Source organism: Cohnella herbarum (assembly GCF_012849095.1).
Taxonomy (GTDB): domain Bacteria; phylum Bacillota; class Bacilli; order Paenibacillales; family Paenibacillaceae; genus Cohnella; species Cohnella herbarum.
Window position 1 is genome coordinate 8098142 of record NZ_CP051680.1, and the last position, 26632, is coordinate 8124773.

At 52.2% G+C, this 26632-nt stretch carries 23 protein-coding genes; 22 read left to right on the forward strand and 1 reads right to left on the reverse strand.

The genetic code is table 11. The annotated features are described in order from the left end of the window. The first annotated feature begins 16 nt into the window (after positions 1–16). The 16 genes from HH215_RS34025 to HH215_RS34100 all read left to right on the forward strand — a co-directional run bounded on the left by HH215_RS34025 (position 17) and on the right by HH215_RS34100 (position 17480). Complete coding sequence (locus tag HH215_RS34025) at positions 17–799, forward strand: sugar phosphate isomerase/epimerase family protein (RefSeq protein WP_169283958.1); 783 nt, start codon at positions 17–19, stop codon at positions 797–799. Between the two features lie 33 nt (positions 800–832). After that, complete coding sequence (locus tag HH215_RS34030) at positions 833–1714, forward strand: TolB family protein (RefSeq protein ID WP_169283959.1); 882 nt, start codon at positions 833–835, stop codon at positions 1712–1714. Between the two features lie 53 nt (positions 1715–1767). Beyond that, a complete protein-coding gene (locus tag HH215_RS34035; protein ID WP_169283960.1) occupies positions 1768–2211 on the forward strand; it encodes a VOC family protein in 444 nt (147 codons plus the stop codon). Positions 2212–2249: 38 nt separating this feature from the next. Next, positions 2250–2939 (forward strand): SDR family NAD(P)-dependent oxidoreductase, encoded by a 690-nt coding sequence (locus HH215_RS34040; protein WP_169283961.1) that lies wholly within the window; start codon positions 2250–2252, stop codon positions 2937–2939. 107 nt (positions 2940–3046) lie between these two features. Then, positions 3047–3973, forward strand: coding sequence for a DMT family transporter (locus HH215_RS34045; RefSeq protein ID WP_169283962.1), 927 nt, complete (start codon positions 3047–3049; stop codon positions 3971–3973). Positions 3974–4139: 166 nt separating this feature from the next. Next, entirely contained in the window at positions 4140–5168 is a 1029-nt protein-coding gene (locus tag HH215_RS34050; RefSeq protein WP_169283963.1) for a LacI family DNA-binding transcriptional regulator, read from the forward strand. A 375-nt stretch (positions 5169–5543) separates the two neighbouring features. After that, the gene (locus tag HH215_RS34055; RefSeq protein WP_169283964.1) at positions 5544–6890 is read left to right on the forward strand and encodes an ABC transporter substrate-binding protein; all 1347 of its coding nucleotides are present in this window, start codon (positions 5544–5546) and stop codon (positions 6888–6890) included. An 85-nt stretch (positions 6891–6975) separates the two neighbouring features. After that, positions 6976–7860 (forward strand): carbohydrate ABC transporter permease, encoded by an 885-nt coding sequence (locus HH215_RS34060; protein WP_169283965.1) that lies wholly within the window; start codon positions 6976–6978, stop codon positions 7858–7860. Then, complete coding sequence (locus HH215_RS34065; protein WP_169283966.1) at positions 7853–8683, forward strand: carbohydrate ABC transporter permease; 831 nt, start codon at positions 7853–7855, stop codon at positions 8681–8683. Before HH215_RS34060 ends, HH215_RS34065 begins: the two co-directional genes overlap by 8 nt. Positions 8684–8695: 12 nt before the next feature. Next, positions 8696–9913 (forward strand): Gfo/Idh/MocA family protein, encoded by a 1218-nt coding sequence (locus tag HH215_RS34070; RefSeq protein WP_169283967.1) that lies wholly within the window; start codon positions 8696–8698, stop codon positions 9911–9913. Between the two features lie 36 nt (positions 9914–9949). Then, a complete protein-coding gene (locus tag HH215_RS34075) occupies positions 9950–11938 on the forward strand; it encodes an alpha/beta hydrolase family protein (protein ID WP_169283968.1) in 1989 nt (662 codons plus the stop codon). Positions 11939–11955: 17 nt separating this feature from the next. After that, positions 11956–12705 carry a glucosamine-6-phosphate deaminase gene (locus HH215_RS34080; RefSeq protein ID WP_169283969.1) on the forward strand — a complete coding sequence of 250 codons (750 nt, stop codon included), beginning with the start codon at positions 11956–11958 and terminating at the stop codon, positions 12703–12705. Further along, positions 12702–13862 (forward strand): N-acetylglucosamine-6-phosphate deacetylase, encoded by a 1161-nt coding sequence (locus tag HH215_RS34085; protein WP_169283970.1) that lies wholly within the window; start codon positions 12702–12704, stop codon positions 13860–13862. Before HH215_RS34080 ends, HH215_RS34085 begins: the two co-directional genes overlap by 4 nt. A gap of 20 nt (positions 13863–13882) precedes the next feature. Further along, complete coding sequence (locus HH215_RS34090; protein WP_169283971.1) at positions 13883–15154, forward strand: Gfo/Idh/MocA family protein; 1272 nt, start codon at positions 13883–13885, stop codon at positions 15152–15154. A gap of 221 nt (positions 15155–15375) precedes the next feature. Continuing rightward, positions 15376–16293, forward strand: coding sequence for an aldo/keto reductase (locus HH215_RS34095; RefSeq protein WP_169283972.1), 918 nt, complete (start codon positions 15376–15378; stop codon positions 16291–16293). Between the two features lie 92 nt (positions 16294–16385). Further along, entirely contained in the window at positions 16386–17480 is a 1095-nt protein-coding gene (locus tag HH215_RS34100) for a threonine aldolase family protein (protein WP_169283973.1), read from the forward strand. Between the two features lie 16 nt (positions 17481–17496). Here the strand turns inward: HH215_RS34100 and yyaC are convergent, their stop codons facing one another. Beyond that, positions 17497–18084 carry a spore protease YyaC gene (yyaC, locus tag HH215_RS34105; RefSeq protein ID WP_169283974.1) on the reverse strand — a complete coding sequence of 196 codons (588 nt, stop codon included), beginning with the start codon at positions 18082–18084 and terminating at the stop codon, positions 17497–17499. A 260-nt stretch (positions 18085–18344) separates the two neighbouring features. Between yyaC and ndk the strand changes: the two genes are divergently transcribed. The 6 genes from ndk to pflA all read left to right on the forward strand — a co-directional run bounded on the left by ndk (position 18345) and on the right by pflA (position 26596). Next, complete coding sequence (ndk, locus tag HH215_RS34110) at positions 18345–18764, forward strand: nucleoside-diphosphate kinase (RefSeq protein WP_169283975.1); 420 nt, start codon at positions 18345–18347, stop codon at positions 18762–18764. A gap of 57 nt (positions 18765–18821) precedes the next feature. Further along, the gene (locus HH215_RS34115; protein WP_169283976.1) at positions 18822–20111 is read left to right on the forward strand and encodes a class II aldolase/adducin family protein; all 1290 of its coding nucleotides are present in this window, start codon (positions 18822–18824) and stop codon (positions 20109–20111) included. Between the two features lie 207 nt (positions 20112–20318). Next, positions 20319–20828: a hemerythrin domain-containing protein gene (locus tag HH215_RS34120; RefSeq protein ID WP_169283977.1), complete on the forward strand. Its 510-nt coding sequence runs from the start codon at positions 20319–20321 to the stop codon at positions 20826–20828. A gap of 49 nt (positions 20829–20877) precedes the next feature. After that, entirely contained in the window at positions 20878–23493 is a 2616-nt protein-coding gene (adhE, locus tag HH215_RS34125) for a bifunctional acetaldehyde-CoA/alcohol dehydrogenase (RefSeq protein WP_169283978.1), read from the forward strand. Positions 23494–23533: 40 nt separating this feature from the next. Further along, positions 23534–25801, forward strand: a complete 2268-nt coding sequence (gene pflB / locus HH215_RS34130) for a formate C-acetyltransferase (protein WP_169283979.1) — start codon at positions 23534–23536, stop codon at positions 25799–25801. Positions 25802–25831: 30 nt separating this feature from the next. Next, entirely contained in the window at positions 25832–26596 is a 765-nt protein-coding gene (gene pflA / locus HH215_RS34135; protein WP_169283980.1) for a pyruvate formate-lyase-activating protein, read from the forward strand. The last annotated feature ends 36 nt before the right edge of the window (positions 26597–26632 follow it).

Here is a 26632-nt window from a genome sequence, read left to right on the forward strand (position 1 = left end):
AGGAAGAGGGGAAAGCATGGCGGATTTTTCAATCGGTTCGTGGTCGTTCCATTCGTTGCATCGTTTGGGAAAAATGAACCTGTTCGGCTATATGGAAAGCATGAAGTTTCGCTATCGGCTCGATCATGTTGATATTTGGAACGGAATGATGCTCTCCACTGAGAATGACTACATCCAGAGCGTCAAGGACACGTTGGTTGAGGATGAATTGACTGTCGCGAACCTCGCGGTGGATGGCGCCGACGTCTGGCATGACGATTCAGCCGTTCGTGAACGAAATCGTGAAAAGGCGTTCCTGTACTTCGACATTGCACGGCGTTGGGGAGTTCGAAACGTGCGAATCGATATGGGGGTAACGACGGTTGACATGACCGATGAACAGTACGAGTTTTGCGTCAACAGATATAGGGAATACGCGCGAGTCGCCTATGATAACGGTTTTCGGGTAGGCCCGCAGACGCATCAACCGGCTTCGTGCTCCCCGAAAAACCTGGTGCGGATGTCTAACGATATTTCTGCGCCGGGGTTTGGAATTATACTCAATGTCAATCGTTGGCTATCGGACAAGGAAACCGGTGACGAGATAACAGCTCCTTTGACTTGCCATGTCCAGTTTGATCGTGCATTCGTGGATTTTACGGGACCGGAGTTGATTCAAAAGATTCAACTGTTGCGTCAAGCCGGGTACCGAGGATGCTGGTCTATGGAATTCCGGGGCGGCATTAATGAATATCAGGAAGTCGAGCGGGATTTACAAACCATACGACAAGCGGTTAAGTTGGCGGCTCGCCAAGCTTAGGCTCGGGAGAAAACAAGATAAGGGAGATTCATCATGAATACGTTAAAGGGACCCCGCAAGGCAGAAGGAAGAAACGTAATGAGTATTCTAGAAACGGTCGATGTAGTTAGCGGCGAACGCTGCATTCTGGCCGAATTCGATTTTCTGATCGAGGCACCCAATTGGACCCTCGACGGCAAGCATCTCGTGTATAACAGCATTGGCCGATTATACACTTTTAACTTAGATACGCGGGAAAGTATGCCTATAGAATCCGCTTATGCGATCCATTGCAATAACGATCACGTGCTTTCTCCGGATAACTCGCATGTCGCTGTAAGTCATCATACTTACGAGGACGGGCAGTCTCGTATTTATATTTTTCCTCTGCAGGGAGGACAGCCGGTTCTGATTACACCCATGGCTCCCAGCTATTTGCACGGGTGGTCACCGGACGGAAAGACGCTCGCTTATTGCGCGGAGCGCAACGGCGAGTACGATATCTACACCATTCCCGTTAACGGAGGCATAGAGACCAAGCTAACGGATACGACGGGATTAAACGATGGACCCGAATACTCGCCGGATGGTCGTCATATTTGGTTCAATTCGGTCCGAACGGGGCTTATGCAATTATGGCGAATGAATGCCGACGGCAGCGAACAGGTCCGGATGACAAATGATGAGAGCAATAATTGGTTTCCGCATGTGTCCCCTGACGGAAAAATGGTGGCCTATATCGCTTATCGCAAGGGCGATGTCGCACCCGGCGACCATCCTGCGAACAAAAACGTAGAAATTCGCCTAATGTCTAGCTCCGGCGGCGAATTCCGTACGCTGGTCAAATTGTTCGGAGGACAAGGCACTCTTAACGTCAATTCCTGGTCGCCCGACAGCAAGCGTTTGGCTTTTGTCAGTTACATGCTGAAGCCATAAAGAGATGGATAAATGAGTAACAAGATCAGCCTCGAAAAAAAGGAGAAGAGAAAATGGAAAACAATATTCTCGGAACAAACCTCGTATGTCAAATTGCAATGATCGTCCGTGACGTAGAAAAGGCGACTCTCCGCTTCTCCAAGCTTTTAGGTGTACCTGCCCCTGCCATTATCTTAGCAAATGAAGATGGGAGCGATACGGTGACCTACATGGGGGAGCCTACGAAAGGAAGGGTAAAGCTGTCCTTCTTTAATATGGAGAATACGGTGATAGAGTTCATCGAACCTACCGAGGACCCCACGACATGGAAGGAATTTCTCGATACGAAAGGTCCCGGGGTTCATCACATCGCGTTTAAGGCGAAGAATAGAATGCTTGAAAAGGCGGCGGAGTTGGAAAAGTTCGGCTTTCCCCTTATTCAGAACGGCGATAAATATGCTTATTTGGAAAGTACGGAGGATTTAGGCGTCATTCTCGAACTTCTCGATATTGATTAAGAAATACGAACGATTGATGAAACGGGGGAACTAATCGAATGAAGGTCGTGATTATAGGTGCCTCGCGTGGACTTGGATTGGAACTTACGCGAAAGTTTCTGGAAGAGGGACATACAGTGGCGGCAGGCTTCCGTAATCATCCGTCGCATGCTTTGGAGGAACTGAGTGTACAGTACAGCGATAAGGCGATGCTGTTCTCGTCCGATGTGAAGAATGAGGAGGAGATCCGGAAGGGGGCAGAACGGTGCGCCGGGTTTTTACAGGAAGCGGACGCGCTTTGCAACGCGGCCGGCGTTCTGCTGCCGGGCGATCGGGTGAATTTACTTCATCAAAGCAGCGTGGACGAGTTACGCGAAACTTTTGAAGTCAACACCATTGGCGCCGTCATCGTGGCGAAAAACTTTTATCCCGTCATCAAAAAAGGCGGCAAACTCCTTACGGTTACTTCCGAGGGTCCCGCCATAAAAAATTGCGGCACATGGGTTCCCTGTTACGCCCTATCCAAAACGGCCGCCACCAAAGTTTCCGGCATATTCAATCGCTCAATAGAGGATGTGGATTTTTATTCGGTGCATCCCGGCCGGATGAATACCGACATGGGAAGAACGACCGCGCAGATAGAGCCGCAAGAAGCGGCGGAGGGCTTTTACAGACTGATGACCGGGGAGACGCCGATGTCGCGCGACGAGTGGTACATCAACTATAAAGGCGAACCCATGGATGCTTGACAGGCGTTGCGAGAGGCTGGATTTATTTGCCATAACAGCTTCCTGTAGTCAGCCCGTCCGATAGGCTCTATAATGAATTTCATTCGTCATCATAGGGAGACTATCGCATGAAATCGTCCACGGAGAAAATATTCACGCATCCGCTAGGCATAATGGCTGCCGCGGCGGGGGCTACTTTTTTATGGGGAAGCGCGTTTCCGATTATTAAGCTTAGCTATGAAGAGCTTGGCATCGGCAAGGAGCACCTGTACGAGCAAATTTTATTCGCCGGCTATCGATTCACATTGGCCGCGCTATTGATCTTGCTATTCATGAAATTAATGGGCAGAAGCATCGCTTACCAACCGGGAACGCTGATCGGCGTCGGGAAGATCGGATTGTTCCAGACGTTGCTGCAATACTTATTATTCTATTACGGAATGAGCGGTTCTACGGGCGTGCAAGGCTCCATTATCGCGGGGACGACTTCTTTCTTTCAAATTTTGGTGGCGCACTACATGTATGCTTCCGATCGGATTACGACGCGGAAAACAATGGGTTTGCTAGTCGGATTCGGGGGAGTCGTTCTCGTCGGCTTATCGAAAGGCGCGTCTACCGTACAGTTCGGCTTACCCGAAATTTGTTTGCTGCTCGCGATGTTCTTCGGCGGACTCGGAAACGTATTGTCGAAGAAACAATCGGAACGGCTGGACATTCTGTACATGACCTCTTACCAGATGCTGTTCGGGGGAGTGGCGCTGACGGTCATCGGCGCTGCGGGAGCGGGCTTGCAGCCGTTCGCGTTTATTTGGAGCTCGGCGGCGATGCTGTTGTATCTTGCCGTATTATCGTCCGTCGGTTTCGTATTGTGGAACACGGTTATGAAATACAACAAGGTCGGAAGCATCTCGATGTACTTATTCCTCATCCCGGTATTCGGCGTCTTCTTGTCGGCCGCTTTGCTGAATGAAGAGCTGCACCTGATCGTCTGGGCGGCGCTCGCGTTGGTTGTCGCGGGGATCGTTGTCGTTAACGGAGGCAAGAAGAAAGCTTGATGTTCAATTTGATTAATCTATCCGCTTTTCGCCAAACAGGCTGTTACGCATAGGGAGCAGCCTGTTTGGCGTTGGTAAAAGACGACAACATTTCATTGCTAAATTCGGGGGTGCTTTGTATACTAGAAATAATACTAGAAATCGATTACTTGAAGGTGGGTAACTCGTGAAAAAACCAATTACCATACATGATATCGCCAAAATAGCCAACGTTTCTTCGGCAACCGTTTCCCGCGTTCTCAGCAATAGCGATTATCCGGTCAGCAAAGCTTTAAGAGAAAAGATACAGCGCATCGCGAAAGAGGAAAATTATATTCCGAATCTGTTGGGCAAACAATTGAAGACGAACTCCAGCATGACGTTGGGCGTTATTATTCCCTCTATTAGCAATCCATTCTATTCTTCGGTGATGCTAGGGATAGAAGAAGCCGCCCGAAAGAAAAATTTTCACGTTATTCTGTGCAACTCCCTGCAAAATCCGGAGCTTGAGGACGAGTATTTGAAAACGATCGTCGAAAAGCAGGTGAAGGGATTAATTATTTCTTCGATCTCCAAGGACAAGAAGTTGTTGAAAAGCTTTATTAAGACAGGACTCAACGTAGTCGCCATGGATCAAAAAATCGATGAAGAGAATCTCTGCCAGATCGAGTTCGACTACCGCAAAGGCGGTTATTTGGCTACCAAACATTTAATCGCCAAAGGCCATCGGCGCATAGGTTACGTGACATCGCTATTGGACCGTCCAAGCCGTAGAAGCATTTTCCAAGGTTACAGCGACGCGATGTCCGAATCCGGACTGGAAGCTCGCATCGAAGAAGCGGAGTCCGAGGAAGTGTATAAAGGCATTTACGAATTCGACAGCGGCAAAAAGCTGACGGGAAATTTGCTCTCGGATCCTAACCCTCCGACGGCTATTTTCGCATGCAACGATATTATGGCTTTCGGAGTCATTAACGAACTGACGCTTCGGGGAATTCAAGTGCCGGACGACATATCGGTCATGGGATTCGACGGAATCGATTTCGGCCAGATGATTCATCCCCCGTTGACTACCATTAAGCAGCCGGATTACGAAATGGGGAAATTGGCTTGCACGATGCTGCTTGAAATGATGGGAGGAGACAGTTCCGATTCGCTTAATATCATGTTGCAGCCGAAGCTTGTTGAAAGGGAATCGGTTCGGGAAAGAAGTTAACGGTAGGTCGATGAGGTTGCGAAGTGTTATTTTCCTGTTGTGATTTCAGATATCGATTACTTTTTGAGATGCCAAACCATTTGATTCTATCCTCAATAAAGTGGTTATATAGTAATATTGCCTTAAATTAGAAATAATTAATACGAATAAAGCCTTATATTCTATACATTTTTTATAAAACGGTCTGTTCGTACTTTAAAACATATGCTATATTATGAAAAGTAATCGATTACTGTAATGGATTCAGATGGATTGCTTGAGGGGGAGAGGCGGGAAAGACGGCTCAACGAAATGCCGTTAGGCACCATTCTTACAACGCTTCAGTCTGCTAGGCCTGCATTTCCTCAAAAATCGCGAAAAGGGGTAATCAAAACTATGAAAAGGCTTACACTCTCGATTGTCGTCCTACTGTTGTGCACGGTTGTCTTGGCGGCATGTTCTTCCTCCAACGACAAATCGGAACCGAGCGGCACTCCAAGCGCGGGAGCGAGCGCCACGTCGGCTCCGTCCGAATCGGCGCCCGCCGCTAAGTCGGCTAAACTAAAGATCGGTCTTCCCGGCGCTTACGATGTAACGAGTAAAGAAATCATCGATGGCTTCATCGCCAAATTTCCTAACATCAAAGTCGAATTACAGGACGCGCCATGGGGCGATTTCACTTCGAAGATCGCGACGCAAATCGCCGGGGGAACTAGTCCCGACGTATGGCTGCAGGAAAACGCGGTCATTCTTGGATACGGCAAACGCGGAGTCGCCGAAGATTTAGCTCCTTATATCCAACGCGATCTGCAGGATGGCAATTATATAGATACTTTGTTTGCCGCGAAAACGCCGGAAGGCAACGTCTGGGGAGTGCCGCACGGCACGAATCCGATCGCGCTGGCTTACAACAAAAAAGTGTTCGACGACGCGGGCATTCCTTATCCGACCGACGATTGGACTTATGACGATCTGATCGAAACTTCTAAGAAGCTAACTAAGAAAGACGATAAAGGCAACGTGCAAATTTACGGATTCGTAGGCTCCATTTCGATTACGCAAGGCTGGTTTCCTTGGATCAAGCAAGCGGGCGGCCAGGCGCTTGACGAAACGAAGACGAAATCGATGTTCTCCGATCCGAAAACGGTTGCGGGTCTGCAATCGCTCGTAAACGGGATTAACGACGGTTACTTTACGAACGGGGATTTCTTGACCGCTAACGGCGGCGACGTTCAAAGCTTCGCGGAAGGCAAAGCGGCGATGTATTTCCTTCAATACGGGAACCAAGTTTCGATTAACGGCAACTTCCCGGATACGAATTGGGACGTCGTGAAAATACCGAAAGGCGCGGAAGGCAAACGTTATGTTCCGACGGTTACGAACGCATGGTTGATTTCCTCCAAAGCTTCTCAGGATTCTAAAGACGCTGCGTGGGAATTCCTGAAATATTACTTAAGCGACGAAGCCCAAGCGATCGTGGCTAAGAGCGGTTCGACGCTGCCGGTCAATAAAACGGCGCTGCAAGTGCTTGACGGCGATACTTCCAAACCGCTGAACAAGAAAGCATTTACGGACGGCATCGCGGAAGCCGGCGTCACGCTTGACGAGAACGCGACTTGGAACGAATGGCGCATCGTGGTCCAGCAAGTCGTGAATGAAATCGTCGACGGAAACATGACGGTGGAAGAAGGCGTCAAAGAAATCGACGCTAAAGTCCAACCGATACTGGATGGCAAGTCGTAATATTGCCGTAAAACGATGAGGGGGCCGCCCGAATCCGGGCGGCCTGGTCTCAAACAACTCGTCTCCGGAGAAAGGCGGCGTCCGCATGCAAAAGCAAGGATACTGGGGTTACTTATTTACGGCGCCATTCGTCATTAACATTATTTTGTTTATCGCTTTTCCGATTTTTTTCTCGGCATACATCTCTTTTACCCATTGGGACTTATTCAATCCGCCGGAATGGGTCGGTTTGGACAACTGGGTTCGCCTCTTTAAACAAGATTCATTTTGGGTTTCCTTACGCAACGTGCTATTTTTCGCCTTGATCTTCGTTCCCTTGCAGACCATTCTGGCTTTCGTGGTCGCTTACATGCTGAATCAATCGCTACGCGGCAGCACCGTGTTCCGCTTGTTGTATTTCATGCCGGTCGTTACGCCGTGGATCGCGAGCGCCTTGTTATGGGCATGGCTCTATAACTACAAGTTCGGAATGATCAACTGGTTACTGGAAAGCCTCGGCGTAGATCCGGTGAAATGGCTGGACAGCAAGTATTGGTGGCTTACGATCGGCAGCGTCGCCATCGTGAACGTCTGGAAAGGCATCGGCGATTCCATGATCGCGATGCTGGCCGGAATGCAGAACGTGCCTAAAGAAGTTCTGGAGTCGGCTGAAATAGACGGCGCGAATAAATGGAAGCAATTGACGAAAATCGTGTTCCCGCTCGTATCTCCGATGATTTATCTCGTCATGCTGCTCTCGACGATCGCCGCTTTCCAAGCGTTCGACGCTTTCCTCGGCATGTACGGCGCCTTGGATGCGGGGAGCGTTCAGGAGAGGAACATGGTTCCTAACCTGCTGATCTACCGCGACGCTTTCTTGTTGACCAAGATGGGTCCGGCTTCCGCAATGGCTTGGGCATTGTTCGTGATCATATTGGCCTTCACGCTTTTCCAAAGATACTTTGAGAAAAGGTGGGTTCATTATGACTAATCGAAGCCCGGTCAGCAAGACGGTCATCTACGTTCTCTTGACTCTCGGGGCGGTAATGATGGCGTTCCCGTTCTTCTGGATGTTATCGACCTCATTCAAAACCGTTGGCGGAGTGTCGCAATTGCCGCCGCAATTAATACCGAATCCATTCAAATGGGAAAATTACGTGACGGTCTGGGAGAAAGTCAACTTCGGTCGTTATACGCTCAATAGCACGATCATCGTCGTTTTGGATTTGGCGGGTACGCTGCTTTCTTGCTCGATGGTGGCGTTCGGTTTGGCCATGTTCAGGTTCAAACTGCGCAAGCCGATCTACATCGTCATGTTGGCCACGCTGATGATGCCATCGCAAGTTACGTTAATTCCGAGTTATTTTATCTGGAAAACGTTCGGTACGCTGAATACGTATTACCCGCTTATCTTGCCTAGTTTCCTCGGCGGCGCGTTCGGGATTTTCCTGATCCATCAGTTCATGAAGAGCTTGCCGGGAGAGCTGTACGAAGCGGCCGTTATCGACGGATACAATCCGTTGCAGATCTTAATCAAAATCTATATCCCTTTGTGCAAACCGGCTCTTGCGGCGCTGAGCGTCTTTACGTTCATGGGATCTTGGAACAATACGCTGGGTCCTCTGATTTACTTGCAGGATAAGAGTCTCTATACGCTTCCTCTCGGACTGCTGTATTTGAGATCGAATACGGATGCCAATACCGCCCTGCTGATGGCCGGAGCCGTTATTATTACCACGCCTGTCGTAATCGTCTATTTGATTGCGCAGAAGCAATTCGTTCAAGGGATTGCGTTCACCGGACTAAAAGGGTAGGAGGCAACTAGGATGAAGAGATACGCGCTTGTGGGCGCAGGGATGAGAGCTCTGCATATGTTCGCCAGACCGATGGCGACGGAGTTGAAAGACGATCTGGTTTTCTGCGGAGTATACGACAAAAATCCGGTACGCGCCAAGTTGTTAAGCGAAGATTGCGGCGGGATTCCGGTGTTCGATCATTTCGGGCGAATGCTGAAGGAAGCCCGGCCGGACGTCGTTGTCGTCGCCAGCACGGACAATACCCATCATTATTACATTATCGAGGCCATGGAAGCAGGCTGCGACGTGATCTCCGAGAAGCCGATGACGATAGATGCGGACAAGGCCGCATTGATCTTGGAGGCGGAGAAGAGAACGGGACGCACGTTGACCGTCACCTTTAATCTGCGGTTCGCGCCGTATTTCGCTAGGGTTAAGCAACTTCTGGCGGAAGGAGCGATCGGGGAAATCGATCATATTTCGTTGGATTGGTACTTGGATCGGGTACACGGCGCGGAATATTTTCGCAGATGGCATGCGGAGTTGGCGAACAGCGGAGGGTTGCTCGTCCATAAGTCGACGCATCACTTCGATATCGTCAACTGGTGGATGGACAGCCATCCGAGCGAAGTGCACGCGTTCGGTTCCCGCCGCTTCTACGGACCGACCCGAGCGGAACGCGGCGAACGCTGCCTGACTTGCGAACATAAATCGACTTGCGAGTTTTATTACGATTTAACGGCGGATCCGATCATGGACAGCTTTTACTTGCAAGCGGAATCGGAAGACGGCTATTATCGCGACCAATGCGTGTTCGGCGGACGAATCGATATTTACGACAATATGTCGGTGAACGCCCGTTACGAAAGCGGTGCGTTGCTCACCTATTCTCTAGTGGCTTACAGTCCGTACGAGGGCTGGAAGGCGACGATCAACGGTCGCGACGGCAGAATGGAATTGGAGAACCGCTACGGCAACTTCGATATGAGTCAATCTTCGAACAGCGTCATTCGCATCGTTAAGCCCGACGGAGAGGTCATTACGGTAGAAGTTCCAAGTCATGCGGACGGCCATGGCGGCGGCGACCAAAAGCTGAGAAGAATGCTGTTCAAGGGCGACGTCGCGGATCCGCTGGGCCAGCAAGCGGGAAGCTTGGCGGGCGCGATGTCGCTGATGATCGGGGATGCCGCGAACCGGTCGATTCAGACGGGTTCTTCGGTTGACATCGATGCCAAAGCGTTCGCTTAAAGGGATCATCAGCACTCACCGTCTGGAGGGCAAAGCATGACAGCGATATCCGATCTGGAAAAGTACAGATGTACATTGTTCGATACGAGGGACCAGTTGAAGCGATTTATATTCGACCGCTCGGACGAGGCGTTCGCCCGAGGAGACGAAACGCGCGACCGGTTACGCGATATCGCTCAAGTTGAACAACGCGCGGCGGAGATGCGGGAGAAGCTGATCGCTTCGTTCGGAGGGTTGCCTTCTAGCGATTCTCCTCTGAATTCCCGCGTAACGGGAGTCGTCGTACGTCCGGGTTTTCGGATCGAGAAAGTGATTTTCGAGTCGAGGCCCGGTCATTACGTCACTTCGAATCTTTATATTCCGGAAGGTACGACCGCTCCCGGCGCTGCCGTTCTGTTCCTGTGCGGACATGAACGGGAAGCCAAACACGGCGAGTATTATCAGCGGGTTTGCCAGACGATCGCGCTAGCCGGATTAGCGGTGTTTGCCATCGATCCGATCGGTCAAGGAGAGAGACTGAGCTATTCTCGATCCGGTGATTCGCAGCCGGCAATCGGCTGGGGGACTCATGAGCATGAGCACGCGGGAATCCAATGCTTGCCGTTAGGCGATGGTCTTGCCCGCTATTTCGTTCACGATGCGATGCGGGCCGTCGATTACTTGTGCACGCGGGAAGAAGTCGATCCGCTTCGGATCGGAGTGACGGGTCATTCCGGAGGCGGCACGCAGACATCGCTGCTCATGATATGCGACGAACGAATCGCCGCCGCGGCTCCGGGCACCTTCATCATGAACAGGCAGATGTATATGCATGCCGGAGGGGTGCAGGATTCGGAGCAGGTTTGGCCCGGAATGAGCGGATTGGGATTCGACCACGAGGATATTCTGATCTGTTTCGCGCCGAAGCCGCTTCAAGTGCTTGCCGTTCAATACGATTTTTTCCCGATCGAAGCAACCCGGCGCACGGTCGGTCGATGCAGGAGATTCTGGGAGATGCACGGGAAAAGCGACAATCTTCTGTTGACCGAAGACGCTTCGTTGCATCGGTACACGGATCGGCTCGCCGAGGCCGCCGCTGCTTTCTTCCGTAAACATTTGCTTCAACATGAACAGGAAAGCCCGGACAACAACCGACTTAGCCTGTTGCCGCCGCAAGAACTGTGGTGTACGCGAACCGGGTACGTGAGCGAAGAGTTGGACGATTCGAGAATCGTTTTGGACGAAAATATTGTCAAAGCCGACGAACTGACTTTCAAACGCGCGAGTGCTTCGAATGAGCATCGACGGGATAAGGCGCTGAGTTGGTTGCGTTCGAAAGTGATAGACCCCCGATCGCCGCACGATCCGAATCCCCGTATCGTCCCGGTAGGCGTGACGGACGGATTACATGTCGAATACGTCATGTGGTGGTCGCAATCGGGGATTATGAACAGCGCCTTCGTCTTACGGGGCGAAGCGCCTTCGGAAGAGTACGTTTGGCCTGTTTCCCTTGCCGTATGGGAGGGGGGCACGACCCGAATCGGCAAGCATTGGGATTGGATACGGCAAACCTGCGAGTCGGGCAAAGCGGCGTTCGTCTTGAATGTCTCGGGAGTAGGGCCGCATGCTCCGTATCCGATATTCGACAAGCCGTCGTTGGCTTTCTTCGGCGTCGTGCATAAGCTGGCCGATGATCTGCTCTGGTTGGGAGATAGTTTGGCAGCCTTGCGAACTTACGACGTCATCCGTTGCCTCGATCTGATCGGGCTGTCGGACGTACGGAAATACGGTCAAATTGAGGGGTATGCGGCTGGGCGATACGGAATATATTTGGAGCTAGCCGGGGCGCTGGACGGAAGAATTCGGGAGATTCGGACGATCAACGGACTCGAGAGCGTGACGAACTGGGTTAAAGCCGTCGAGTACGATGAAGACGACGTCATGGGCGTCATCCTGCCGGGAATGCTGGAACACTTCGATCTGCCCGATCTGAGAGAATGGCGAGATAATCAATTACTACGCGGACATCCACATATTATTCGATAGAGAGAAGGAGAATCATCATGAAACTCAACATACTGGAAAACGCCGATCGCATGGGATATGAAGCGGCTCTAGAGAGCGCTGAACTCTTAAGGAAAATTATCGGCGAGCAAGGCCGAGCTCGTATCGTCCTATCGACCGGCGCGTCGCAATTCGAGTTTTTACGGCATTTTATCAAACAGGATATCGAATGGAACAAAGTCGAAATGTTTCATTTGGATGAATATATCGCATTGTCGGAGCAACACCCGGCGAGCTTCCGCAAATATTTGAAGGAACGGTTCCTTCAACACGTCGGAGTCGAAAATTACTGGTTGATCAACGGGGAAGGCGACGTGCAAGCGACGATCGGGCAATTAAACGAAGAAATCGGCAAAGCGCCGATCGATCTGGCCTTGATCGGTATCGGGGAGAACGCTCATATCGCCTTTAACGATCCTCCGGCGAATTTCGAGGTGGGAGATCCTTATATCGTCGTGGATCTAAACGATGCCTGCAAAAATCAGCAGGTCGGGGAAGGCTGGTTCGCATCGCCGGAAGACGTGCCGCAACAGGCGATTACGATGACGGTCAAGCAAATCTTGCGCAGTCGCCATATCATCTCTTGCGTTCCGCACAAGGCGAAAGCGAAAGCGATCGGATTGGCGATCAACAATGACGTAGACCGGAACGTTCCGGCGACGATTCTGAAAACCCATGCGAGTTGGACGCTGTATCTGGATCGGGAATCTTCGCAGGAAATCTACGTTTGGCCGGAGACGGCCCAATGAAATGGCGGGGAATACGCGCGGACACGAAAGAAATCGTCGAAATCTCGTCGACCGGTAAGCTCATATCGGATATTCGCGTAATCGAAGGCGAGGCAACCGGCTTGCCTTGGATTTCCGCGGGATGGATCGATCTTCAAGTGAACGGCATTGCCGGTTACGATTTTAACGGCCGACAAGCGACTTTGGAGGACGTGGAAGGCGTTACGCGCGCGTTGCACGGGAAAGGCGTCGCCGCTTATTTGCCTACCGTGATTACCGGTGAATTCGAACGAATGAGATCGGGACTGTCGACGATTGCGCAGGCATGCCGTTCGGGTAAGTTCGCGGCCGATTCCATCGTCGGAATTCATGTGGAAGGGCCGTATTTGTCCGGAGAAGACGGTTGCAGGGGCGCCCATCCGAGGGAGCAAGTGCGTGATCCGGACTGGAATGAGTTTCTGCGATTCCAGGATGCGGCCGAAGGCAGGATCAAGATGGTCACGTTGGCGCCGGAGAGAGCGGGAGCGATTCCGTTCATCGAGAAACTTGTCGCGGAAGGCGTAGTCGTAGCGATCGGACATACGATGGCGAGCGGAGAACAGATCGCGGACGCCGTCCGCGCAGGAGCGACGTTGTCCACGCATCTGGGCAACGGATCGCAGACGCTGCTTCCGCGGCATCCGAATTATATCTGGCATCAGCTGGCGGAGGACCGCCTGTGGGCGACGTTCATACCCGACGGGCACCATCTTGCCCCGCCGGTTCTGAAGGCGATGCTGAGAGCCAAGCTCGATAAGGCGATTCTCGTTAGCGACTGCGTCAAGTTCGGAGGCATGAAAAGCGGCCGATACGAAAGCTTGATCGGGGCTTACGTCGAACTTCGCGAAGACGGACGTCTGTGCACCGTGGAAAACCCCGATATTTTGGCGGGTTCCGCTTATACGCTCGATAGAGGCATAACCAATGCGTTGCTGTATTCGGACATGGACTTGTCCGACGCGATAGACGCGGTCTCCTATCGGCCGGCGCAAGTTCTGGGGGCGACTTCGTTGGGAAGATTGGAAGAAGGAGCATCGGCGAATTTTACGATATTCGAAATGGACGATTCGACCCGCGCCCTTACGATTAGGGAAACGGTCGTCTCCGGCGAAACGGTATATCGCCATCCGATAGTCTGAAGATTGAAGGGGGAAATCTCGTGAACCAAGTAAAGGTCGCGCTTATCGGCGGCGGCTTGCGCGGAAGCATCTATACAAGCTTCGCCTTGCAGAATCCGCACGCGATGAAGGTGGTCGCGGTCGCGGAACCGAACGCGGAGCGCATGGCCGTATTCAAATCCGAGCATGGTCTTCGCGACGATCAATGTTACAAGGACTGGGACGAGATGCTCGCCGTGCCGCAATTAGCGGATGCCGTCATCGTGACGACCCAGGACAAGTTTCATTACGAACCGACGATGAGAGCATTGGAGACGGGCTACCACGTTCTTCTGGAGAAGCCGATGTCGGCCAGCGCCGAGGAATGCGTAAGGATGCAGGAACAAGCGAAAAAATACGACAGATCGTTAACGATATGCCACGTGCTCCGCTACACGACGTTCTTCAGGGCGCTGAAGGAATTGGTCGACGATGGAGCGATCGGTCGGTTAATGTCCATCTCCCACCATGAGAACGTAGCCTATTGGCATCAAGCGCACAGCTACGTGCGCGGTAACTGGCGGAATTCGAAGGAATCCAGCCCGATGATTCTGGCCAAATCGTGCCACGATCTGGATATTCTGCTCTGGCTCGTCGGGGCGGATTGCCTGAACGTCTCCTCGTTCGGCTCGCTCTCGCATTTCAAGGCGGACCAAGCGCCTCCGGGTGCACCCAAGCGCTGTCTCGACGGTTGTCCGGTCGCGGTAGAATGTCCGTATTACGCGCCGAAAATTTATTTGACCGATACTCCGGGCTGGAAAGACCGGGCTATGAGCGACGATCTGAGCTACGAAGCGCGATATCAAGCGCTTCTGAAGGGACCGTACGGACGCTGCGTCTACCATTGCGACAACGACGTCGTGGACCATCAAGTCGTGAGCATGGAATTTGCCAACGAAGTGACGGCGGTTTTTACGATGACCGCGTTCACGGAAGAGTGCAACCGTACGATTAAGCTGATGGGCACGAAAGGCGAAATTAGAGGCTCGATGGATAAGAACGAAATCGAAGTCCGCTACTTCGGAAACGGCAAACGGCAGCTCTTAACGTTTAACGACCCGGGCGGACACATCGGTCACGGCGGCGGAGATTTCGGATTAATGCGCGATTTCTTGGACGAGGTTCGCAGCAAAGGCAAAGTCGAGATGCTCACTTCCGCGGCGCAATCGGTGCAAAGCCATATGATCGCTTTTGCCGCCGAACGCTCCAGAATGGAGAAACGAACGATCTCCGTAGCGGAGTTCATTGAAGAGGTAAAGAGCAGTTCCTCGTAACCGCACGAAGAACTCTACAAATCGGACTTGCCGATTGTACGATCCGGGTAATCGATAACCTAGCCATGCCCTTGAACGTTCGGGGCATGGCTTTTTAATCGTTTTTACTTGTCGGGATCCAAGCGATATTGAAAACAACCGTCCATCTATGGGACAATAAGAGAGTTAAACGATCTTGATCCGTTCATAGATGACCAATAACGAGGAGGATGATCTTCGAAATGAGAACCATCAAGCTTGGAACGAGCGAATTAGACGTGCCGGTCGTGGCGGTAGGCTGCATGCGAATTAACTCTTTGGATAAAAAACAGGCGGAAAGCTTCGTTCGGACCGCGATGGATGCAGGGGCGAATTTCTTCGATCATGCGGATATTTACGGTAGCGGCGCTTGCGAAGAGATTTTTGCCGAAGCCATACATATGAACGACGACGTACGCGAGAAAATCATTCTCCAATCCAAGTGCGGCATTCGCAAAGGGATGTTCGATTTCTCCAAGGAGCATATTCTGGAATCGGTCGATAACATTTTGAAACGGCTTAATACCGACTATCTGGATATTCTGCTCCTGCACCGCCCGGATACGCTAGTCGAACCGGAAGAAGTCGCGGAAGCGTTCGATGTTCTCGAAAGCTCGGGCAAAGTCCGCCATTTCGGCGTTTCCAATCAGCATCCGATGCAAATTCAGCTGCTGAAGAAGTTCGTCAAACAACCGATCGTCGCGAACCAACTGCAATTAAGCATCACGAACGCCAACATGATCTCTAGCGGATTTAACGTGAATATGGAGAACGAGTCGGCCGTGAATCGCGACGGAGGCATTCTGGATTATTGCCGGTTGAACGACATCACGATACAGCCTTGGTCGCCGTTCCAGTACGGATTTTTCGAAGGGGTGTTCCTCGATAACGACAAGTTCCCGGAACTGAACGCGAAGATCAACGAGCTCGCGGCCAAATACGACGTGAACAACACGACGATCGCCATGGCATGGCTATTGCGTCATCCCGCGCGCATGCAGCCGGTTACCGGAACGATGAACGAAGGCCGACTAATCGATTGCATCAAAGCCGGCGACGTCGATCTGACTCGTCAAGAGTGGTATGACGTTTTCCGAGCGGCAGGGAACGTGCTTCCTTAAGAATCAAGGGCTAACCATGAGCGAGTAAGAGTATCTGATCTTGGATCAGGTACTCTTTTCATTAAAATCGGGTTGAAGGAGAACGGAACGACATGGATGATAAAGTATCGCTATTAGAGGCTTATAACAAGGCCGATTATCCGATAGGCGGAAACGGAAAACGAAATGTACAAGTATTGAAAGAGGTTATCGAAAATACGGACGGGAACACGGACAGCGATATGTACGGCAAGGGCAAGGTGATCGAAGACTTCCAAACGAAGATGGCTCGTTACTTGGGCAAGGAATCCGCCGTATTCTTTCCATCGGGTACGATGGCTCAGCAGATCGCGTTAAGAATCTGGTGCGACGAGAAGCAGCTGAAGAAAGTCGCCTACCATCCGTTATGCCACCTGGAGATCCATGAAGAGAAGGGGTTAAGGGAGCTTCATCGCATTGAATCCGTATTGCTGGCGAACGAGGAAAGGATGATCTCGCTCGAAGACGTTCTCAATATGACGGAGGAAGTCGCTTGCGTGTTGTTAGAGCTTCCGCAGCGGGAGATCGGCGGGCAATTGCCGCCTTTCGAAGTTCTCGAGGCCATTTCCGCGCATTGCCGGGGAAGCGGCATCAAACTGCATCTCGACGGGGCGAGGCTGTTTGAAATTTTACCTTATTACGGGAAGTCCGCCTCCGATATTTGCGCTCTATTCGACAGCGTATACGTTTCCTTCTACAAAGGGGTCGGTGGCATCGCCGGAGCGATACTGGCGGGGGATGAAGCTTTCACGTCGCAGTCGAAAGTATGGAAAAGAAGGCATGGCGGAGATTTAATCAGCTTATATCCCTATATTCTTAGCTCGGACTACTATTTCGAGCAACGCCTTCCCAAGATGGAGCGGTATTATCGGGAGGCGATCGAGCTTGCCGAACGGTTTAACGCCTGCCATGCCATAGCGACGAAGCCGTTGACGCCGGTTTGCAACATGTTTCACGTTCATGCGAACGTATCCAAAGACAGGCTTGAAAAGGCCTTAATCTCCGTTTACGCGGAATCGGGGATCGGATTGACCGCGTTCTTGAGGGAAACCGGCGAGACGACTTGCATGTTCGAGGTTAACATGGGGGATCGATACGCGAACGTTCCGAAAGACAAGCTGAGTAACGCGTTCCGTTTGTTGGACGAGAAAATGCAGAGTACGGAATAGTTGCGGCTATTGGCAATTATCGTTGAATTCCGTACTGGATACGATCCTCACGAGCGGCCACCGAAATCGCGACGAACAAGCTTTTGGAGATCAGGCTCGCCATGCTCATGACCAAATGCAGACGTGTGTTCTGCAGAACTTGGAAGCCGAGTATGCCGCCGATGTTAACGATAGCCGAAATATGAATATCTCCGACGGGGGGTAACGTCTTGTTAACTCCCGCCCCCGGTCGCAGGGGGCCGTCGCCGATCTGAATCATTCCGATGCTGGACGCGTTTCCGAGACAGGCGTCGATTCCGACGACGAAAGGATCGTCGATCGTCGTATTCAATTTCTCCAGCGTAGCGTCGAGATTCATCGCGTGAACGGGTTTCTCCAGCGTGCCGAACAAGTCGAAGGCGGTCGAGCGGTATTTGCCGAGCAGCGAACCGGTTAAGGGGCCTAACGAATCTCCGGTGCAGCGATCGGAACCTATGCAGACGACGACAATCCGTTTACTTGACGGCAAAGGTTTGAAATGTCCGGCTAAGCGGTTAGTCATCCGCATGGAAGCCGCGGGATCGGTATGACCGATTAGCAAGGAAGGAACGTTTAAGATCGTCATGGAATCACCTCGCGACCTACAGGGTCTATATCATTTTCTAAATGATACATTATGTATCGCGAAAGTGTTGTCGTTATTTAGCGGAGAGGGATGAGCAAAGAGTAATTATTTTTCGACACCTTCCTTCCTCGGTTCATGCCGCAAGTAGGTCGTAAAAGTCGAATATTCGTAACAAGGCTTGTGAGTAATGTCACACTTCTATAGACTGGTACTGAGTATACTAACGAATAAGCTCGATCCCGAAGGAGGAAGACGAAACCATGGAGAAAACAAAAACGTTCATTATGATCAAACCGGACGGAGTACGCAGAGGATTAATCGGGGAAATCGTAAGACGATTCGAACAGAGGGGATTCCGCCTTGTCGACGCCAAGCTGGTCGACGTGGATCAAGCTCACGCGGAGAGACATTACGGCGCTCACAGAGAGAAGCCTTTCTTCCAAGAACTCGTTGATTATATTACTTCCGGCCCCGTGTTCGCGATGATCTGGGAAGCGGAGAACGCGGTGGAAATCGGAAGAAGCATGATCGGCGCGACCAATCCGGTGAAAGCCGCGTCCGGGACGATTCGCGGAGATTACGGGACGTCGGTCGAATTCAACGTTATCCATGGATCGGATTCGCAGGAAAGCGTAGAGAGGGAAATCGAAGCCTTCTTCGGCGGCAATCCCAGAGCGTAATCCTTCAGGAGTAACGGCTAAAGCGACGAATATCTCGAAGGCTAGGAGATGAGAGTTATGCAGTTCGGACTTTTGCACCCGGCTGATCAAATCACGTTAATGATGGAAAGAATCTATAGTTATGGAATGACGACGACTTCGGGAGGGAATTTGTCCATTCTCGACGACAACGGCGATCTATGGATCACTCCCGCCGGCATAGACAAAGGCTCTCTCACCCGCAATGACATCGTCTGCGTAAAGGCGGACGGTCAAGTCGTCGGCATACATAAACCGTCTAGCGAGTTGCCTTTTCATAGATTGGTGTACCGGACGAGACCCGATCTGAAGGCGGTCGTTCACGCCCATCCTCCCGCGCTCGTATCGTTCAGCATCGTTCGCCGTATCCCCGATACGCGGATGCTTCCGAACGAAAGAAAAATATGCGGAGAGATCGGCATGGCGGAGTATGCGCTGCCGGGTAGCGAGGAGCTTGGACAAAATATCGCCGCCGTCTTCGCGAAGGGGATCGACACCGTGATGTTAGAAAACCACGGCATCGTCATCGGCGGTCCCGATCTGTTCGAAGCGTTCAAAATTTTCGAAACGCTTGATTTCTGCGCCAGACTGGAGATCAAAGCCAAACGGATCGGAAAGCCGATTCTGCTGTCCGAAGCGCATTATGAAACGGTTGCCGCCAACGCGGAGTTCCAACCGGCTACTTTCCTCCCGACCGGGTATAGCTCGAAGGAAAGGGAGCTTCGCCGGGAAATGATCAAGTTCATTCAGCGATCCTACGACCAACGTCTCTTCACGAGCACGCAAGGGACGTTCTCTCAGCGGCTCGGACAAGGCAGCTTCATCCTTACCCCTCATGGCATGGACCGCAAATACTTGGACGTCGATCACCTAGTCAGGGTGGACGACGGAAAAGTCGAGGAAGGCAAGCAGCCAAGCCGATCCGCGAAGCTGCATGAAGCGATCTACGAACTTCATCCTCATATCGATTCCATTATGATCGCGCATCCGCCGAACATTATGGCATTCGCGGTAACGGATGATGCTTTCGATTCCAGAACGATTCCGGAGAGCTATCTGCTCCTTCGAAATGTACCTAAATTGCCATTCGGCTCGATCTATACCGCTCCGCGCGAAGCGGCTGCGAATTTTACGAAGGATACGCCGATCGCGCTAGTGGAAAACAACTGCGTAATCGTGACCGGGCAAAGTTTGCTGAATACGTTCGATCGGCTGGAGGTTGCGGAGTACAGCGCGAAAGCGATCATCTCTTCCCGTTGCCTCGGGGATATCGTGTCGATAGACGACAAGAAAATTCGCGATATCGAAGAAGCGTTCGGATTAGCTTAAATAACGAATAGGACGGACTGCCGGAAGGGATACCTTTCGCGCGGTCCGTTTTCATTATGATGATCAGGTGAATGATTTGTGTCAATGTCGAAGATACGGGTTTATCGATATAATATTGTGATTTTTTTCACATGAAAATGAGATCAAGAGACGTACACTAAAGACATGAAAGAGCTACCTCAACTTCGGATACGGAGGGGATACGCCATGAAACAACAAATCGTCGAGAATGCTTACACGACTCTGAGCTATTCGAAGCTTGAGATGAGTGAAGCCGTCGAACGTTTGCATGAGGAGCACAAGGAACTGAAGGAAGAGCTTCATGAACTGCACGTATGGGTAAAGGCGGTAGGGGAGACGTCGGGGGCGATCAATCGAGACGGCATTCTCGGCAACCTGAGGGAGACGGCCAATCAGTTCGTAAGGCAGCTCGATGCCCATGCCAAGTGGGAGGAAGAAAGACTGTTTCCGATGGTGACTTGGTATTACGGCGAAGAACCCGAACAATTCACGTTGATGGAGCAGGAGCACGTACTGGCGGAGCAATTCATCCAAGCTTTCGTTAACGCTCTGGAACGCGCGCCGGTTCGCCAGCACGAGGAGAAGGAAATGGCTTCTTATTTGACGCAGGCGATCCAAATTTTGAACCATCATTTTCAGATGGAGGAGGATTTAATCGTTACGCTTATCGACCGTTCCAACGGTTACGGCTACTAGCGGGAGATCCCTAATCCATAAAATAAGACTCTACTTGGAGGTTGAGAATATGGCCATTAAAGAAAAAGTCGGAGAAGTGAAAGATTTACCCAATGCTCAGGCTGAAGTGAATCGCTTGGTAGCCGCTGCATTGAAAGCGAGAGACGCGTTCATGGGATTAGACCAGGAGCAGGTCGATCGGATCACGCAGCAAATGGCGTTAGCAGGGTTGGATAAGCATATGGTATTGGCGAAAATGGCGGTCGAGGAAACGGGGAGAGGCGTATACGAAGATAAAATCACCAAAAACATCTTCGCGACGGAGTACATCTACCATAGCGTGAAGTCCGACAAAACCGTGGGCGTCATCGAAGAAAATCCTTACGAGAACTATCGCAAGGTTGCGGAGCCGGTCGGCGTAATCGCGGGCGTTACCCCCGTTACGAATCCGACTTCGACGACGATGTTCAAGGCCATCATCGCGATGAAGACGCGTAATCCGATTATATTCGCTTTTCATCCGTCCGCTCAGAAGAGCAGCGAAGCCGCTGCCCGCGCGGTTATGGAAGCCGCGGTTCAAGCGGGAGCTCCAGAAGGTTGCATCCAGTGGGTGGCTAACCCTTCCCTCGAGGCAACCAGCCTGCTAATGAATCACCCGGATGTCGCTCTCGTGTTGGCAACCGGCGGATCGGCTATGGTGAAGGCGGCTTACAGCACGGGAAAACCGGCGTTAGGCGTAGGACCCGGCAACGTGCCGTGCTTCATTGAGAAAACAGCGGATCTGCTGCAAGCCGTTACCGATCTGATCCTATCCAAGACGTTCGACAACGGCATGATCTGCGCCTCCGAACAAGCGGTCATTATCGAGGAGCCGATCTATGCGGAGACGAAGCGGTTAATGGGCGAGATGGGCTGTTACTTCTTGAACAAAGAAGAGACGGCTGCCGTATCGAAGCTGGTCATTAACGAGGACAGATGCGCGGTGAATGCCGTCATCGTCGGCCAATCCGCCGTGAAAATCGCGCAGATGGCCAACATCAGCGTACCTGAGGATACGAAAATTCTCGTTGCCGAGCTGAACGGAGTCGGTAAAGATTATCCGCTGTCGGCGGAGAAGCTAAGTCCGGTGCTCGCGTGCTATAAGGTAAAGAATGCCGCGCAAGGCATTCAGAGAGCGGCGGAAGTGACGGCATTCGGAGGCATGGGACACTCGTCGGTCGTTCATTCCAAAGACGATGCCGTGATCGCCGAGTTCGCGGCCACTCTAAAAACCGGACGCGTCATCGTCAATTCCCCGTCTACGCACGGCGCGATCGGCGACTTGTACAATACGAACCTGCCTTCCTTGACGCTCGGTTGCGGTTCTTACGGACACAACTCGACGACTTCCAACGTAACGGCGGTTAATCTGCTTAACATTAAACGCGTCGCTTACCGGACCGTGAATATGCAGTGGTTCAAGGTTCCGCCGAAAATCTACTTCGAGAAAGGTTCCACGCAATATTTGGAGAAAATGCCGGACATCAACCGGATTCTTATCGTCACCGACCCGATGATGGTTAAGCTCGGCTATGTCGACAGGGTCGAATATTACTTGCGCAAGCGGAAGCTGCCCGTCTCCATCGAAGTGTTCTCGGAAGTTGAGCCTGATCCGTCCGTCGAAACGGTGGAACGCGGCACGAGAATTATGGCGGGCTTCAAGCCCGACTGCATTATCGCTCTCGGAGGCGGTTCGCCGATGGATGCGGCGAAAGCGATGTGGCTGTTCTACGAATACCCGGATACTTCTTTCCACTCGCTGAAGATGAAATTCTTGGATATCCGCAAACGGGTATACAAGTATCCTCGGCTAGGCAACAAAGCTAAATTCGTCGCGATCCCGACTACGTCGGGTACGGGCTCGGAGGTCACGTCGTTCGCGGTCATCACGGACAAAAAGTCGGGAAATACGAAATATCCGCTTGCCGATTACGAGCTGACGCCGGACGTGTCGATCATCGATCCCGAGTACGTGTACTCCCTGCCTAAGACGGCGGTAGCGGATACCGGCATGGACGTGCTGACGCATGCGATCGAAGCCTATGTATCGGTAATGGCCAACGATTACACGGACGGCTTGGCGATCAAGGCCATTCAGCTCGTCTTCGAGAATCTGGAGAAATCCTACAAGACGGCGGATCCGCTCGCCCGCGAGAAAATGCATAACGCATCGTCGATCGCCGGGATGGCGTTCGCCAACGCTTTCCTTGGAATCAACCACAGCCTCGCTCATAAGTGGGGCGGCGAGTTTCATACGGCGCACGGCAGAACGAACGCGATCCTGATGCCTTACGTCATTCGCTATAATGCGCAGAAGCCTACGAAGTTCGCTTCATTCCCGAAATACGACCATTTCGTGGCGGATCAGCGTTATGCGGAAATCGCCAGAATCTTGGGGCTACCGGCACGCACGACGGAAGAAGGCGTGAACAGCTTAATCGAGGCGATCCGGAAGCTGAATCAAACGCTCGATATCCCGGCTACGTTCGGAGAGCTCGGGATCGATCCTCAGAAGTTCGAGAGCAGAGCGGACGAACTGGCGGACCGCGCCTTCGAGGATCAATGCACGACCGCAAACCCGCGCATGCCTCTCGTAACCGAGCTGGCGGACATCTACCGCAGGGCATTCTACGGCCGTAACGACTAACGACATCATGCGATAAAACGAGAGTGGAGGTGCCTTGATCATGGCATTGAGAGAATCCGAATTAAAGCAGACGAACAAGGATGGCGCGTGGAGAGGGTTCGCTTCGGGAGTTTGGCGGGAGCGGATCGACGTAAAAAATTTCCTCGATCGCAACCTGACCCCTTATGCGGGAGACGAGGGGTTTCTCGCGGGACCTACGGAGGCGACTACGGCGCTCTGGCAACAAATTCAACGGCTAACGAAGCTGGAGAGGGACAACGGAGGCGTATTGGATATCGATCTCGATACGATATCCACGATTACTTCCCATGCTCCCGGTTACATCGATAAGGACATGGAGCAGATCGTCGGCTTGCAAACCGACGCTCCGCTCAAACGGTCGGTTCAGCCTTTCGGTGGGATCAAAATGGTCGTGGATGCTTGCGAAGCTTACGGTTTTCAATTACCTCAGGAGATCGTCAAGCTGTTCACCGAAGTTCGCAAAACCCACAATCAAGGCGTCTTCGATGCTTATACGACAGAGATGCGCGCCGCGCGCAAAGCGGGCATCATTACGGGGCTCCCCGATGCGTACGGACGAGGGCGGATTATCGGCGATTATCGCCGGGTAGCTCTCTACGGAATCGACCGTCTTATCTCCGGCAAGAAGGAAGATCTGCTGCAGCTTGAAGTGGACTCGATGACGGAGGACGTAATCCGGCTGCGCGAGGAGTTATCGGAACAGATCCGGGCGCTGCAGGAATTGAAACAAATGGCTTCCTCATACGGCCACGATTTGTCCGGTCCCGCGACGAATGCCAAAGAAGCTTTCCAGTGGCTGTACTTCGCCTATCTCGGCGCGATTAAAGAGCAGAACGGAGCGGCGATGAGCATTGGCCGGGTGACAAGCTTCCTGGACGTGTACATCGATCGCGATATGCGGGAAGGAACGCTGACGGAAGAACAAGCGCAGGAGCTCATGGACCACTTCGTCATGAAGCTGCGGATCGTGAAGTTTCTCCGTACGCCGGATTACAACGAGCTGTTCAGCGGAGATCCGACTTGGGTGACCGAGTCGATCGGCGGCATGGCGCTTACGGGAGAAACCCGCGTGACGAAGAGCTCGTTCCGTATTCTCCATACGTTATATAATCTGGGACCGGCGCCGGAACCGAACTTGACCGTGTTATGGTCGGTTAACCTTCCGGAATCGTTCAAGAAATATTGCGCGAAAGTGTCCATCGAGACGAGTTCCATCCAGTACGAGAACGATGATCTTATGCGGGCCCAATTCGGCGACGATTACGGAATCGCTTGCTGCGTATCCGCGATGCGGATCGGGAAGCAAATGCAGTTCTTCGGCGCCCGGGCCAATCTCGGCAAAGCGCTGCTGTACGCGATCAATGGCGGCGTGGACGAGAAATCGGGCCTTCAGGTCGGTCCGGCTTACGCGCCGATTACAGGAGATACGTTAGTTTTCGATGAAGTGATGAAGAAATACGATACGATGCTGGAATGGTTGGCGCAGCTGTACATGAACACGCTAAACGTGATCCACTTCATGCATGACAAATACTCCTACGAGCGGTTGGAAATGGCGCTTCACGATCGGGAGATTTTGCGGACGATGGCGTGCGGCATAGCCGGATTGTCCGTCGTCGCGGACAGCCTGAGCGCCATTAAGTACGCGGTAGTGAAGCCGATCCGCAACGAGAAAGGGATCGCCGTCGACTTCGAGATCGAAGGCGAGTATCCGCAATACGGCAACAATGACGAGCGCGTCGACCGAATTGCCGTACAGATTACCGAGTCGTTCATGAATAAGCTACGCAAACACAATGCCTATCGGAACGCGTTACCTACGATGTCGGTGCTCACGATTACTTCGAACGTCGTGTACGGCAAGAAGACGGGCAGCACTCCGGACGGAAGAAAAGCGGGAGAACCGTTCGCTCCGGGCGCTAACCCGATGCACGGACGAGATCGGATGGGGGCACTTGCTTCGTTAGCTTCCGTCGCGAAGATTCCATACGATAGCTGTCTTGACGGCATATCGAACACGTTCTCGATTATTCCGAAAGCGCTCGGCAAGGAACAAGCGGTACGGATCAACAACATGGTTTCCTTGCTGGACGGCTATGCGGAAAGCTTGGGGCATCACCTCAACGTCAACGTGTTCGACAGAGAGCAGCTTATGGACGCGATGGAGCATCCCGAGAACTATCCGCAGCTTACGATCCGGGTATCGGGTTATGCGGTGAATTTCATCAAACTGACGCGCGAGCAGCAATTGGATGTCATCAATCGTACATTCCATGGCGCCGTGTAATCGAGATCGGCTATAGGGAGGTCGTTACGCATGAAAGGCAGAATCCACTCCATTGATTCCTTCGGTACCGTCGACGGACCGGGAATACGCTTCGTGCTTTTCATGCAAGGGTGCGCGCTACAATGCCAATTTTGCCACAATCCGGATACTTGGGACACGGGAGCCGGCAGAGCCGTAACGGTGGAAGAAATCTTGAGGGAGATCGAACCGTATTTGCCTTATTATCGCCGGTCCGGAGGCGGGATTACCGTAACGGGAGGAGAGCCGACGCTTCAAGCGGGATTCGTAGCGGAGCTCTTCTCCGAGTGCAAGCGTAGATGGGGTCTTCATACGACGCTTGATTCATCGGGGTTTTGCGAGGTTAGCCATGCGAAGGCGCTTCTCGACGTTACGGATTTGGTGCTGCTCGATCTGAAGCAAATGAACCCCGAGAAGCATGAGAGATTAACGAGCAGGGACAATGAGAGGATACTTAAGTTCGCCGCTTATTTGTCCGAGCGGAACACGCCGATGTGGATCCGCCACGTGCTTATTCCCGGCATAACGGATGACGGCAACGATCTGCGCGCTCTCGGTTCCTTTGTCGAGGGGCTGCGCGGAGTAGAGAAGTTGGAATTGCTTCCGTACCATCGGATGGGCGTGTACAAGTGGCAACAACTCGGCAAAGATTATCCGCTGGAAGGCGTTCCGACGCCGACGGAACGAGAGATCGAGCGTGCCTATCGGCTTATCGAAGAAGGGAGGGCTAATCGCCGAGGAGATCGCGCGCCGCTTGGAAGAACGATAACCCGTTAACGGGCAAACACGGAAAATCCATCCTCCTTAGTCCGT